The 13,403-nt window shown below is 64.3% G+C and carries 14 protein-coding genes; 3 read left to right on the plus strand and 11 right to left on the minus strand.

The genetic code is table 11. From position 1 onward, the window contains the following. Positions 1–139: 139 nt before the first annotated feature. From NKI31_RS16210 to NKI31_RS16230, 5 genes are all read right to left on the minus strand, one after another. Positions 140–1,465 carry an ABC transporter substrate-binding protein gene (locus NKI31_RS16210; RefSeq protein ID WP_023693796.1) on the minus strand — a complete coding sequence of 442 codons (1,326 nt, stop codon included), beginning with the start codon at positions 1,463–1,465 and terminating at the stop codon, positions 140–142. A 39-nt stretch (positions 1,466–1,504) separates the two neighbouring features. Continuing rightward, positions 1,505–2,590, minus strand: coding sequence for an ABC transporter ATP-binding protein (locus tag NKI31_RS16215; RefSeq protein ID WP_352652069.1), 1,086 nt, complete (start codon positions 2,588–2,590; stop codon positions 1,505–1,507). 195 nt (positions 2,591–2,785) lie between these two features. Further along, on the minus strand, positions 2,786–3,376 hold the full coding sequence (locus tag NKI31_RS16220) for a DUF922 domain-containing Zn-dependent protease (RefSeq protein WP_023699145.1): 591 nt from the start codon (positions 3,374–3,376) through the stop codon (positions 2,786–2,788). A gap of 52 nt (positions 3,377–3,428) precedes the next feature. Then, positions 3,429–4,706 (minus strand): D-tagatose-bisphosphate aldolase, class II, non-catalytic subunit, encoded by a 1,278-nt coding sequence (locus NKI31_RS16225; RefSeq protein WP_352652070.1) that lies wholly within the window; start codon positions 4,704–4,706, stop codon positions 3,429–3,431. Further along, positions 4,703–5,689 (minus strand): tagatose kinase, encoded by a 987-nt coding sequence (locus NKI31_RS16230; protein ID WP_023699147.1) that lies wholly within the window; start codon positions 5,687–5,689, stop codon positions 4,703–4,705. The genes NKI31_RS16225 and NKI31_RS16230 overlap by 4 nt, the downstream gene beginning before the upstream one ends. A 210-nt stretch (positions 5,690–5,899) precedes the next feature. Between NKI31_RS16230 and NKI31_RS16235 the strand changes: the two genes are divergently transcribed. Both NKI31_RS16235 and NKI31_RS16240 read left to right on the plus strand, forming a co-directional pair. After that, complete coding sequence (locus NKI31_RS16235) at positions 5,900–6,529, plus strand: glutathione S-transferase family protein (RefSeq protein ID WP_031355794.1); 630 nt, start codon at positions 5,900–5,902, stop codon at positions 6,527–6,529. Positions 6,530–6,676: 147 nt separating this feature from the next. Next, on the plus strand, positions 6,677–6,910 hold the full coding sequence (locus NKI31_RS16240) for a hypothetical protein (protein WP_084624981.1): 234 nt from the start codon (positions 6,677–6,679) through the stop codon (positions 6,908–6,910). Positions 6,911–6,976: 66 nt separating this feature from the next. On the opposite strand, the gene NKI31_RS16245 is transcribed toward NKI31_RS16240, so the two are convergent. The 6 genes from NKI31_RS16245 to NKI31_RS16270 form a co-directional block, all read right to left on the minus strand. Further along, the gene (locus NKI31_RS16245; RefSeq protein WP_023699150.1) at positions 6,977–7,474 is read right to left on the minus strand and encodes a GNAT family N-acetyltransferase; all 498 of its coding nucleotides are present in this window, start codon (positions 7,472–7,474) and stop codon (positions 6,977–6,979) included. 10 nt (positions 7,475–7,484) lie between these two features. After that, the gene (locus tag NKI31_RS16250) at positions 7,485–8,501 is read right to left on the minus strand and encodes an ABC transporter permease (protein ID WP_023685887.1); all 1,017 of its coding nucleotides are present in this window, start codon (positions 8,499–8,501) and stop codon (positions 7,485–7,487) included. Then, positions 8,498–10,129, minus strand: a complete 1,632-nt coding sequence (locus NKI31_RS16255; RefSeq protein ID WP_502899144.1) for a sugar ABC transporter ATP-binding protein — start codon at positions 10,127–10,129, stop codon at positions 8,498–8,500. Before NKI31_RS16255 ends, NKI31_RS16250 begins: the two co-directional genes overlap by 4 nt. Positions 10,130–10,300: 171 nt before the next feature. Then, the gene (locus NKI31_RS16260; RefSeq protein WP_023730393.1) at positions 10,301–11,248 is read right to left on the minus strand and encodes a substrate-binding domain-containing protein; all 948 of its coding nucleotides are present in this window, start codon (positions 11,246–11,248) and stop codon (positions 10,301–10,303) included. Positions 11,249–11,656: 408 nt separating this feature from the next. Beyond that, a complete protein-coding gene (locus NKI31_RS16265) occupies positions 11,657–12,664 on the minus strand; it encodes an aldo/keto reductase (RefSeq protein ID WP_352652072.1) in 1,008 nt (335 codons plus the stop codon). Continuing rightward, a complete protein-coding gene (locus NKI31_RS16270) occupies positions 12,661–13,017 on the minus strand; it encodes a hypothetical protein (RefSeq protein ID WP_352652074.1) in 357 nt (118 codons plus the stop codon). Before NKI31_RS16270 ends, NKI31_RS16265 begins: the two co-directional genes overlap by 4 nt. A gap of 45 nt (positions 13,018–13,062) precedes the next feature. Here NKI31_RS16270 and NKI31_RS16275 point away from each other — a divergent pair, with 45 nt between their 5' ends. Continuing rightward, positions 13,063–13,287 carry a hypothetical protein gene (locus tag NKI31_RS16275; RefSeq protein WP_023673483.1) on the plus strand — a complete coding sequence of 75 codons (225 nt, stop codon included), beginning with the start codon at positions 13,063–13,065 and terminating at the stop codon, positions 13,285–13,287. Positions 13,288–13,403 lie beyond the last annotated feature (116 nt).

Consider the following 13,403-nt stretch of genomic DNA (forward strand, 5'->3'; position numbering starts at 1 on the left):
ACGGACGCGGCTGGGCGGCAACGGACGGCACGGCCATGAAGGGCTCCTCATCGGGGAATCAGGTCACGGCGTCAACGGCCGCCATGGGATTGTGCGACGGGCCGGGCAGCGCACTAGACGCTGCCCGGCGGTGCCGTGATCAAACGCGGTAGTAGCGGTTGGCGCGCTTCTCCGCCTCCTCCATCGCCTCCTGCGGCGTCGCCTGGCCGGTCACCGCCTTGGCGAACATGTCGACCAGGACATAGTCGGCCATGGTCGCCGCCGAGGCATAGCCGAGCGGCCCGGCATAGCCGTTGGGGCGCAGCGTCGCCGAGGCCTTGGCATAGGCGGCATTGTTCGGGTCGGCCGTCCACACTGGATTGTTGTCGAAGGCCTTCAGCGTCTGGCAGCAATAGCCCGCCGAGGAGGTGATCCAGTCGGTCATCTGCGGATCCTCGAACATGAACTGCAGATAGGCCTTGGCCGCATTGGGGTAGGGCGTGTAGTTGAAGATGACGGCGGTGGTCACCTGGAACAGTTCGACCGATTTCCCGACGGGACCGATCGGCAGGTTGGTGGTGCGGATGTCCTTGGCGATCTCAGCCAGCTTCGGATCGTTGTCCTTGTTGATCTTGGCCGTATTGTAGGCGGAAATGCCGTTGGCGATGACGCCGAGTTCGCCGGCCAGGAAGGCGCGGTTGTTATTGACGTCGAGCCAGCTTTCGGTCCCGGGAATGAAGGTCTTGTAGAGTTCCTGCGCGTATCCGATCGCCTTTAGCGTCTCGGGGCTGTTGATCGCCACCTTGCCGCTCTCGTCGACCATCTGGCCGCCATGGCTCCACAGCAGCCAGTGCGCGTAATTGTTGCCGTCGCCGACGCCGTGGCCGTGCGTGAAGCCAGCCGGATGTCCCTTCGCCTGCAACGCCTTGCAAAGCTCGAGGAAGCCTGCCGTGTCCTTCGGAAATTCGGAGAAGCCGGCCTCCTTCACCCAGCTTTCGCGATAGACGATGGCATTGCCGATCGTGGCCAGCGGCAGGCCGACGAACTTGCCGTCCCGCGTCGCATATTGCTTTGGTCCGTCGTGCCAGCCGCCATATTTCGAGCCCAGATACTCGCCGAGCTCGGTCACGTCGTGCAGCTTGTCTGGATATTGATGCGGGTCGTCGAACCAGACGAACATGAGGTCCGGGCCGGAACCGACATTGGCGGCGACCGCTGCCTTGGGGCGAATGTCCTCCCAGCTTTCCTTGTCGACACGAACCTCGACACCTGTCGCCTCGGTGAAGCGCTTGGTGTTGGCCAGCCATTGATCCTCATCGCCCTTGACGAAGGGCGACCAGCGCAGCAGCCGCAGCTTTGCGCCTTCCTCGGGCTTGTATTTCAAGCCCTCCTGGGCAAAAGCCGGCGAGCCGACGAACCGGCTTCCCAGAGCTCCCGCCGCGGCACCTGCGGTCGTGCGGATTACATCGCGTCTCGTGAATTTCATGGTCGTCTCCTCCGGTTTATCTTCCTTGCTATGCGGTCCTTACCATCCGTTACGCGTTTCAAATCGTGTTCCGGTCTTGCCGTCAAAGAGATGAATCAGGCCAGGCGCGGCAGAGAGCCGTATGGATTCGCCCGGTGTGAAGGCATGGCGTTCGCGGAAATTGGCGACGATCTCGTCGCCGCCGGCGGTGCGGCCGATGATCTGCACTTCCGACCCGGTCGGCTCGACCACCGCGACGGTGACTGGAATGACTTGGTCTGACGATAGCCGCAAATGCTCGGGCCGTATTCCCAGCACCACCGGATGACCGTTGCCAACGGCCGGCGCGCCGGCCAGCGGCACGGAAATTCCCCCGGCGCCGCGAAAGGACGGAGACCCGTCGGTGACGATCTCGCCCTTGATCAGGTTCATGGCGGGCGAGCCGATGAAACTGGCGACGAAGAGATTGTTTGGCCTGTCGTAGAGCTCCAGCGGGGGTCCGATCTGTTCGACGATGCCGTCATGCATGACGACGATCTTGTCGGCCATGGTCATGGCCTCGATCTGGTCGTGGGTGACATAGACTGTGGTCGTCTTGAGCCGCTGGTGCAGTTCCTTGATCTCGGCGCGCATCTGCACCCTGAGCTTGGCGTCGAGATTGGAGAGCGGTTCGTCGAACAGGAAAACCTGTGGATCGCGCACGATCGCCCGGCCCATGGCGACGCGCTGGCGCTGGCCGCCGGAAAGTTGGCGCGGATATCGCGTCAGCAATGGCACCAGCCCGAGGATTTCGGCGGCGCGCTGAATGCTGGTAGCGCAATCGGCCTTCGAAACACCTTTGAGCATGAGCGAGAACGCCATGTTCTCGGCGACCGTCATGTGCGGGTAGAGCGCGTAGTTCTGGAACACCATGGCAACGTCGCGCTCTTTCGGGGCAACGTTGTTGACGACCCGATCCCCGATGGCGATCTCGCCCCGAGAAATCTTTTCCAGGCCGGCGATCATCCTGAGAAGGGTCGATTTTCCGCAACCCGACGGGCCGACCAGCGTGACGAATTCGCCGTCATCGATATCCACACTGACGCCATGCAGGACCTCGACGGTCCCGAACGATTTGTAAACGTCGCCGATCGCGACAGACGCCATCGATCTCCTCCCGAATGCTTCTTGCGACGCCCCGAAGGAAACCGCTCCTCTCCCGCCTCGCGACCGTCTCCCATTCCCCGAACAGGTCGCGCGACAATCAGACGGTAGCGCTACCAAGCCTGCCTGTAAAGCGGCCATGCGGCCGGTACTCTTGTCGTTCGGAACACTCGGCGCTATGACCGGCACACCGGCAAACTACCCCCCATTCACAAAAGCCAGCACCAGCTTTTGCAGGTTTCCGCCGGGGCCGAATTCGACCCGGTCGAAGTCGCGGCTCGCCTGCCGCTGTGCCAGCGAGATCTGGACGAGTTGCCTCGTCAGCTCGGTTCTGATCTTGCTGCAGCCGGGGTCATCATTAACGGTCAGGCCGACGCTCACCGCCTCGATCTTGCGCACCATCTCGGCGATGGCTGCGCCATGCACTCTCTCGTGGGCGGCGAGCCCGGCGATGAACACCGTCCAGTTCTTCTGGACGGAAGCCGGCAACGGTTCGGCCGGCTTTGGCAAGGTGTAGGTGATGATCAGTTTCGGGCGCGCCGATTTGAGCACGCAGGCGTCACCTTGCGGCCTGTAGTCCCTGGTCCAGGTCAGCTTGAAATTGGTGTGCGCAATGACCCGACCCTTGCCGAGCAAGGGGCCGGCTTCGCCGATCGCGGCATAGAGTTCCGGGCCGGTCCGCCCTGCGATGGCGTAGGTCTCGACCTTTTCGACCGGCTTCCAGTCGGCGCGTGCCGGCGACGCCAGCAGGGAGGCCGCGAACAGGAGAAAGAACATGGCTGGTTTCATGGAAACGTCAGAGACACTGGGCTGAGGCAAAGATCAACCCGGCGCAATGCACTCAGGTCCCACGGCAGGCCGCGTCATAGTCGGCCAGCACCTGATCGACAGCTTCGAGAAGGATAGCCTCGGGATTGCCCGCCGGCCCGAGTTCGGCCGGCAGCGCCGGCAGGAATTGCCGCATCAGCGTTTCGGGAATGGCAACGTCGTCCAGCGCCTTGCGCAGGCGCTCGACCGCCGCGACAGCGGTGGGGTTGCTCCAATAATAGCGGATGCGATCGCTGTAGCTGTAATGCCGCTGCACATAGAGCTCTGCTTCGTTGCCATGATAGTGGCTGTGCCAATGGCCGGGTGCTGCCAGCATCGCGCTTTCCATGGTGCGGGCGAGCGACCGGTCGCCATAGTCCCTGGCCATTTCGGAGGCGATCAGGTCGAGCCCGTAAAGCGCCTCGCGCAAGGCGAAGGTCAGGCCGGGGCCGACCTTGAGGATAGGAAAGCCGTTTGCGACCAGCGCGGTCAAAGCCGCACGGGTCTGGTAGTCGGTCGAATGCGCCTCGTAGACGAGCGACGGCTGCTCATCGAGCAAGCCGGTCAGGCCCTTGGATTTTTCGGGCGCGTAGGCGACGACATTCTGGCTGCCGAATTCCACGCCCGGCTGCACCACCACGGCCATGACGCGGCCGAACGCCTCGGTCAGGCCTTCGCGGGCAAAGATCTCCCGGTGAACCTCGATCGTGCGCCGCGCCGCCGCCGCCTCGGTCGGCTTCAACTCGCTGATCGCATGGTCGACGCCGCCGGGGGCGGGAACTTCGGTGCCGATGATGTAGACCGGCAAGGTGCTGCCTGCGGCGTGCGCGCCCGTTTCGGCCGCCTTTGCCAGCCGCGCCGCCCGGGTGGCGATGGTCTCGTCGTCAAGCGCCGCCGGCTCGCCGGCGCAGCCCATCGATGCGTCGAGATGGATCTTGGTGAAGCCGGCCGCGATATAGGCGCCGACCATGGCCTCGGCCTTGTCCATCGCCTGCGCCGCCGGCTCTGCGCGCCACGGGTTCGGTCCCAGATGGTCGCCGCCGAAGATGATACGCGAGGCTTCCAGCCCCTCGCGGCAGGCGATCTCCAGCACGAAGGCGACGAACAGCGCCGGGGTCATTCCGGTATAGCCGCCGGACTGGTTGACCTGATTGCAGGTTGCCTCAATCAGCAGGTTTTTCTCCCTGTCGGCAACGGCGCGCCTGATCGCCGTCTGGATCACCAGCGGATGCGCGGAGCAGATCGAGGTGATGCCGTAGGGCGAGCCGTTTTTGCGCGCGCTGGCGAGGCCTGCAAGCGGGTTGGCGCTCATGTCCGTCTCGCTGTTCCCTTGATGAATTGATCGAGTCCGTCGAAGCTGGTGACGCCCTCCATCGGGCCGCGCCGGGTGACGTTGCGGGCGCCGGCGGCATTGGCATAAAGCAGCGCCTTGCCGGGCTCCATCCCCTGGCGGCGGCAGGTCAGGTAGGTGGCGCCGAAACAATCGCCGGCGCCCGTGGGGTCGACTTCCTCGACCTGAAAACCGGCGCAGTCGATCCTGGCGCCGTCGGCGCCGAACCAGGAAGAGCCGTCAGCACCGCGCTTCAGCACGATCTCGCCGACGCCCCTGGCAAACAGCGCCGCCACCGCCCGGTGCTCGTCATCGACGCCCGCCGTAGCGAGCAATTCGTCGCCGGACGGCAGCAGCAGGTCGGCATCGTCGATGAGTGCGGAAAACAGTGCGCCGTCGGAGCCGTCGATCAGCTCCTTGCGCACATTCGGGTCGAATGAGGTCGAGCCGCCGCGGGCACGAACCGCCTGCACTGCGTAGCTGACGATCTCCTTCAGCCCTGCCACCGACAGCGTCGATCCCATGATATGCAGATGGCCGGCCCTGTCCGCCAGCAGGCGCGCAGCAGTGGTCAGGTGGATCTGCCCGGCGGCGGATTCGGCGATGTTGTAGACGAAGTCCCTGATACCATCGGGCCGGTAGCGCACGAAGGCGCATCCCGTCGGGAAGCGGTCGCTGATATCGACGGCTGAGACGTCGACGCCGTCGCGCTCCAGCCTGTCCAGGTTGAGCGTGCCGAAATCGTCGCGGCCGACGCAGCCGATAATGCCGGCGCCGCCTCCCAGCCGGGCGACCTGATCGATGAAGATCGCCGGCGCACCGCTGGGGAATGGCCCGACAAGCGATTGCGGCTCGAGGAAGCCGAAACCCCGTTCCGTCGCCATGATCTCGACCAGGATTTCGCCGGCGACAATCGTTGGCCCCACGGCCTCGGCGGCGATCTCGCTTCGGCGCGAAAGGCTCATGCTTGCGATTCCTCTCACACGCAAACTGATTGCTTGCCCGCGCAGTTATCCGACGCAAGTGTTTATCGGGTAAATCGCACATACAGCGAAGTCAATAAAACTCTACATGCGTATAGTTTATCTGTTTCCGCGCGTACACATTGCAGGATTCGGGTGGCTGGTATCGTGGCACCGTGCAAATCAGGCGTCGACCGCAGCGAAAGGACAGCCATGCTCACGCTTCATGATTATTTGCCGTCGCAAAACGGTTGGAAGGCGAGGGTCGTGCTCGGCCTGCTCAACATTCCCTATGAAAGCCGCCTGGTGTCGATTTTCGAGGGCGAGAGCCACACCGACGCCTTCCTGAAGCTCAACCCGGCCGGCGCCGTTCCTGTGCTCGAACTCGAGGATGGCCGTGCGATCGCCGAATCGAATGCGATCCTCATTTATCTCGCCGAAGGCACGCCCTTGCTGCCGGCGGATCGCTATGTCAACGCGAAAATTATGCAATGGCTGTTGTTCGAACAGTACCATGTCGAGCCGGTCATCGGCTCCCTGCGCTTCTGGACGCTGGCCGGAAGGCTGGAGCGCAACCAGGCGATGGTTCCGGCCAAGCGCGAAGCCGGCGCCCGCACGCTGGCAGCGCTGGAGCGCAGCCTGAACGACACGCCGTTCCTTGTCGGCGACACGCTCACCATCGCCGACATTGCTGTCTATGCCTACGGCCACCGTGCCGAAGATTGCGGCTTTGCGCTGGCGGCTTATCCGGCGGTCCTCGCCTGGACGGACCGGGTGCGCGACGCCATCGGTCCCGGCTATCCCGTGCATCTCTACAGCATCGATCCGCACTCGGCTGCTTGACGGCAAAAGGCGCGCGTTCACCTTGCTTAGTCGAAAAGAAGACCCAGATTCTGCTTTGTCGGCGGCTTTCGCTCGCAATCCGTTGACTGGATGGCCGGATCCCGGCGTCAACTCGACGACCGGCCGGCACTTAGCATGGAGGTGACCATGACACGCGACGACATCATTTCGGTGTTGGGGCCGGTAGACGAGGCGGTCATAGCCGACATCGCGCTGACCGGCGCCACCCTTGAAGAACTGCGCGAGGCGTTCGCTTGGCTCGGTGCCGACGAGGCGCTGGTCAACGAGGGTCGCCCCTTGCCGGGAACGAAGGTGGCGCGGCTGATCGAAATTCTCGATATGCCGGACGACGAGGACGGCCGGCAAGCGGCGGCGCAGTAGGCCGTAGGCGTAGGGTATCGGTCTGCGCCACCTTATTCCCTATTCCCTACGGCCTATTCCCTTCCCTTACGCCCTCGACAGCAGCCGGCGCATGATCAGCGAGGCGTGGCCGCCAACGCCGTGCGCGGCCGTGTGGCGCTCGACCACTTCGAAACCGTGCTTGCGATAGAAGGCGATCGCCCGGTCGTTGCCCTCGATCACTTCCAGCGCAATGCTGGGGATGCCGGCATGCGCGACAAGCACCGCGTGCAGCAGGTCGGTGGCGAGCCCGCTGCCGAACTCTGTCTTGTCGATGTGCAGCCGGTCGAGCAGGACATCGCCACGGTCGTCCATCGCCGCCATCGCGTAGCCGGCGATCGAACCGTCCGGCCGTTCGGCCACGAAAGACATCTTGTTGTCGTCCGCAAGTTCCTCGGCCAGCCGCTCGGGCGCATGCTTGTCGTCCGAGAGGCGCGCGGTATTTTCAGGTCCCAGGATCGACGAATAGGTGCGCCGCCAAGACTCTCCCAGCAGCCGCGATACCGACGCTACATCGTTCTCTGCCATCGCCCTGATCTGAACCATGGCCGATCCCTTACCGCCTTACCCGCGACTTCAGCCAACGATCGAAGGCCACGGCCAGGATCAGGATCAGGCCGATGACGATGCTTTGTGTGTAGGACGAGACATTGTTGAACTGCAGCCCGTTCTGCAGCACGCCGATCAGCGCTGCGCCCACCACCGTGCCGCCGACCGAGCCGATGCCGCCGAATAGCGAGGTACCGCCGATGACCACGGCGGAAATCACCGTAAGTTCGTAGCCGATGCCGGCTACGGCTTCGGAGGAGTTGAGCCGTGCTGACAAAACGAAGGCCGCCAGCCCGGCGAAGAAGCCGACGATGACATAGACCGAGATCAGAATGCGGTCGACGCGCAGGCCCGAAAGGCGCGCGGCCTCGGCATTGCCGCCGACGGCATAGACGGCGCGGCCGTAGCGCGTATAGCGCAGCACGATGTGGCACAGGATGGCCGCCGCCGCGAAGATGATCGCCGGCACCGGCACCGGTCCGATGAGCCCGGTGCCGAACCAGCGCATCGAGGCGTCGAAACCGGAGATCGGTCCACCATTGGAGATGGTCAGCGTCAGGCCGCGAAACACGGTGAGACCACCCAGCGTGACGACGAAGGGCGGCACTTTCAGCCTGGTGATGGCAAAGCCCTGGACGCCGCCGGCCAGCGCCCCGACGATGACGGCGGCAAGCAAGGCGGCGAACCAGCCATAGCCTTGCGTGCCCGTGGTCGACAGCGACAGCGTGTTGGCGGTGCCGCCCTTGGCCACCACCGCCGCCACCATGCCGCAGAAGGCGAGCAGTGAGCCGACCGACAGGTCGATGCCGGCAGTGAGGATGACGAAAGTCATGCCGAGCGCGATCAGCCCGGTGATCGAGATCTGCCTCAAAATGTTGAACAGGTTGATTGGATCGATGAAGCTCGGCTTCAGCACGGTGAAGATGACGATCAACACCGCCAGGAACATCAGCGGCCCAAAACTCATCAGAAGCCGCGCGATGTTGATGCCGCTGCGCTGGGTCTGTTCGGTGGTGCTGGTCATTGCGTTGCGTCCTGCTTGCGGTCGAGCGCCATCAGTTCCATCAGTTTTTCCTCGGTCGCTTCGATGCCCGGCATTTCGCCAGTGATACGGCCGCGCCGCATCGTAACGATGCGATCCGACACTGCCAGCACCTCCGGCAGCTCCGACGAGATCATCATGATGGCGATGCCGCGTGCGGCAAGCTGCACCAGGATCTGGTGCACTTCGGCCTTGGCGCCGACATCGACGCCGCGCGTCGGCTCGTCGACGATCAGTACTTTCGGGTCGCGCGCCAGCCAGCGGGCCAGGATCACCTTTTGCTGGTTGCCGCCGGACAGCCCCTCGATCGCCTGCTCGGGCGAAGCCATGCGGATCGACAGTGCCTTGCGATAGCCGGCCAGCGCCTCGCGCTCGCGCCGTTCGGCCATGAAGCCGGCGCCATTGCTGTAGCGGCCGAGCGAGGCGATGGAGAAATTGTTGAGAATGCCAAGTGCTGCAAAAATCGCCTGGTGCTTGCGGTCTTCCGGCACCAGCCCGATGCCGAGTTTGATGGCGTCGGCGGGGGAGGCCGGGGCGATCGGCTTGCCGTCGAGTGAAATCGTGCCGGCGGCGATCCGGTCGGCGCCGAAAATGGCGCGGGCAAGCTCGGTGCGGCCGGAGCCGACGAGGCCGGCGACGCCGAGGATTTCGCCGGCCTTCAGATCGAGGTTGACACCTTCGAGCACGATGGCGTGCGGCGCCAGCGGATCGCGCACCGTTCGCAAGCCTCGCACCGAGAGCCGGACCTCGCCGGCGACGTCGCGCTGCGTCGGCCGCGCGTAGAGTTCGGAGGCGGCGCGGCCGACCATCTTCTCGATGATCTTCGGAATCTGGATCGGCCGGCCGTCGCGGTCGAGATGACCGGCCAGCCTGCCGTCCCGCAGCACGGTCATGCGGTCGCAAATGGCGGACGCTTCTTCCAGCCGGTGGGTGACGAACATGATGGCGACACCGTCCTTGCGTAGCCTGTCCATGATCGACATCAGTTTCTGCACTTCGGTCTCGGTCAGCGCCGAGGTAGGCTCGTCCATGATGATCAGGCGGCTTTCCAGCGACAGAGCGCGGGCGATTTCGACCAGCTGCTGTTCGGCCACCGACAGCGAGGACACCGGCGTTGCCGGATCGATGTCGAGACCGACGCGGGCGATGATCGCGCGCGAGGCGTCCTCCATCCTGCGCCAGCTGACCAGCCCGAGCGGACCGAGCGGCGCGCGGCCGATGAAAATGTTTTCCGCAACCGTCAGCGTCGGGATCAGGCTCAGTTCCTGATAGATGGTGACGATCCCATGCCGCTTGGCATCCTGCGGACTGGACGGCGCGTAGTCGGCGCCGTCGAAGACGATGCGGCCGCTCGACGGCGGCATCACGCCGGACAGGATTTTCAACAGCGTCGACTTGCCGGCGCCGTTCTCGCCGAGCAGGCCAAGGATCTCACTGGGCCGCACCTCGAGCGAAACGTCGCTGAGCGCGGTGACGCCGGAAAAATGCTTGGTCACGCCTTCGACGGAAAGGAGCGGGGGCGATGATGCGGTGGGTTCAACGGCGGACAAGCATTGCTCCCGGATTGCGATAGGCAGCGGGACAGCGCCCCCCTCTGTCCTGCCGGACATCTCCCCCGCACGGGGGGAGATCAGCAGTTTTGCCGGCAGCACTTTTTCTACAACGTTGGCGATTGGCGAAAGCAGACGTGACGGCCAATCTCCCCCCAAGTGGGGGAGATGTCCGGCAGGACCGAGGGGGGCGCGACAGAGCGCGACCTCCACCCGTCATGGGCCTTACTCTCACTTCGTCTCGTTCAACCTCTCCGCCTTGTCGAGATTGTCCTTGCCGATGACGATCGGCGTCAACAGCACCAGCTTCTCCTTCGGCTCGGTCTTGTCCCTGGCGAAGGCGACCGCGATCTGCACCGCCGTGCGCGACTGTTCGCCGGGGAACTGTTCGACCGTGCCGGCGAGCTTGCCGTCGCGCACGGCGACCAGCGCTTCCGGCAGTGCGTCGAAGCCGTAGATCTTGACGTCGGTGAAGTTGCGGGCGGCACAGGCTTCGAGCGCGCCGAGCGCCATGTCGTCATTGGCGCAGATGATGGCGTCCGGCTTGCCGTTGGCGGCAAGCCCGGCCTCGGTCACCGACAGCGCTTCGGCGCGGGCGAAATTAGCGGTCTGCTCGAAGATGATCTGGTATTTGTCCTTGAGCGGATCGAGCACATTGTGGACGCCTTTGTTGCGGTCGATCGCGGGCCCGGCACCCGGCTGGCCCTGCAAATGGAACAGCTTGGCGCCGTTCGGGAACGCCGCCACCATGGCCTGCGCCTCGGCTTCGCCACCCTTGACGTTGTCGGCGCCGACATGGGCGAGAATGCCCTCGACGCCGTCGACGCGGCGGTCGATCGTCACCACCGGAACGCCGGCCTTGACCGCTTCCTCGATCGCCGGCGCCAGCGCGTTGACGTCAAGCGGCGAAATCACGATGGCGTTGACCTTCTGCACAAGTGCGGCCTCGATGTCGGCGGTCTGCTTCGGCGCCGAGTTCTGGCCGTCGCTCTCGGTCAGATTGACGCCTTGCGCCTGCGCCTCCGCCTTGATCTCGTTCAGCATGTGCACAAAGAACGGAAAGCCGAGATTGGGCACCGAGCCCAATATGGTCAATTTGTCGGCGGCAAAGGCCATGGGCGCGGCCAGCGCCATGGCGCCGGTCGCCACGGTCGACAACAGGAATTCGCGTCTGTTCATCAGATATCCTCCACATGAACGCAGGAGCCCGAAACCGGGAGCGGCTCGGGACGGTCCTTGCGTCAATTCAAAAATGGAGTGTCCTGTGACCGCCCCGAGGGGACGCGAGGCGCTCCAGCCGGTCCGCCGCAACGTTCTCCTCCGCACGGCGCCGACCCGAGGATGCTAGCCAAGGAAAATCGATTACGCAAGGTGAGGCGAGGGGCTGAAACTGCTAATCTCCCCCCTTGTGGGGGAGATGTCCGGCAGGACAGAGGGGGGGCGCTGTCCCGCCGACATTGGCCAATTTCACTTACATCTTTGAGCTAACCTCTACGCAGAATACTTGATGCGGGCGATCCTTCGCGCCCCCCTCTGCCTTGTCAGGCATCTCCCCCACGAGGGGGGAGATTGGCAGCTTAGACGCCTCTACCTGTCGATCGTTGTCATCACCCGCTCATTGTAGCGCGGCCCTGAGACCTTGCCCGGCGCAAGGGCTGCGTCGAGCGCAGCTATCTCGGCCGCGTCGAGCGTGATCGCGGCCGCAGCAACATTTTCTTCGAGATACTTGCGCCGCTTTGTCCCCGGGATCGGCACGATGTCAATGCCGAAACCGTCGCCCTTGCCGAGCACCCAGGCCAGCGCGATCTGTGCGGGCTTTGCCCCTTTGGCCGCGGCCACCTCCTGCACCGCAGCCGCAGCCGCGACATTGGCGTCGTAGTTGGCGCCCTGATAGCGGGGGTCGCCGCGGCGGAAATCGCCTTCCGGATAATCCTCGGCGCGCTTGACGTCGCCGGCGAGGAAACCGCGGCCGAGCGGCGCGAACGGCACCAGGCCGATGCCGAGCTTTTTGAGCAGCGGGATGATCTCCGGCTCCAGATTGCGCTCCCAAAGCGAATACTCGCTCTGCACGGCCGACACAGGGTGCACGGCATGAGCACGGCCGATATTCGCCGCGCCCGCTTCCGAGAGGCCGAAGAAGCGCACCTTGCCATCGGCAACCAGCCGGCCGACCGTGCCGGCGACGTCTTCCATCGGCACCGCCGGATCGACGCGATGCTGGTAGTAAAGGTCGATATGGTCGGTGCCGAGCCGCTTCAGCGAGCCCTCCAGCGCCTCGCGGATATGGTCGGGCCGGCTGTCACGCTCCGTGCCGACCTGTCTGCCGTTTTCGATGCGGAAGCCGAATTTGGTGGCAAGGGTCACCTCATCGCGCCGGCCCTTCAGCGCCCGCCCGAGCAGTTCTTCATTGGCATAGGCGCCGTAGACTTCCGCCGTGTCGAGGAAGGTACAGCCGAGTTCGATGGCTCGGTGCAGGGTGGCGATCGATTCCGCCTCGTCGGCAGGGCCGTAGGACTGGCTCATGCCCATGCAGCCGAGGCCGATCACCGAGACCTGCAGCCCCTGGCTGCCAAGTTTGCGGGTGCTGAGGGTCATTGCCGTTCTCCTTGGGGCTGAGGAAAACTATAGCGGCCGCTCCTCCAGTTTCCATAGCTGTTCGGCGGAAGAACAGCGCTTCCCTTGACAAAACCCAGCCGCAAGCGCCTTTGCCGGCGGTCATTGGGGGCCATGGGATACCAATGAAGACGATCTACGAGAAGCCGACGCTGAACCGGCGTCAGCAGCTCTCGCGCGTCACGGCGCTCATAATTCCTTCGGACCACTAACCGAATATTGTCGTCGCCATTGCAAAGTCCGCTGCCGAGGCGCAGCGGTTTTTTGCTGCCGTCGGATCGTAGCGCTGCCAGAAGCAGGCGGTCAAAATTGACAGAGCGGCCGATCTCCAGCATCCTTATGCCGCCGCCATGTCTTGCGGTCTTGTGTATGAGTGAGCCATGGCCAGTTCCGTCACCAGCCAGAATTCCAAGCGCGCCGCGGTGCGCAAGGCGCTCGACCGCCACAAGGTCTACGTCACCGCGCAAAGCTTTTCCGGCGGCGTCTACTCGGCCCGCGTGCTGGTCGACGGCGAGGCCTACTGGGTCGACGAGTTCCGGCTGAGCCAGCTCCAGCAAGGGCTGTCCCCGGCCGAGCTAGACCTGACGCCCGCCTCAGACGATTGAGCGTGATCTCCACATTCTTCGCACCGCGCTGGGAAATTTGAAATGTTGGCGGGACAGCACTGTGCAGGAACGCGGCGCCGGGAAGGTTCGTCCGCCGCCGCCGCTCCCGCCTGACC

This window comes from Mesorhizobium sp. M0659 (assembly GCF_040320605.1).
In the GTDB taxonomy this organism is placed as follows: domain Bacteria; phylum Pseudomonadota; class Alphaproteobacteria; order Rhizobiales; family Rhizobiaceae; genus Mesorhizobium.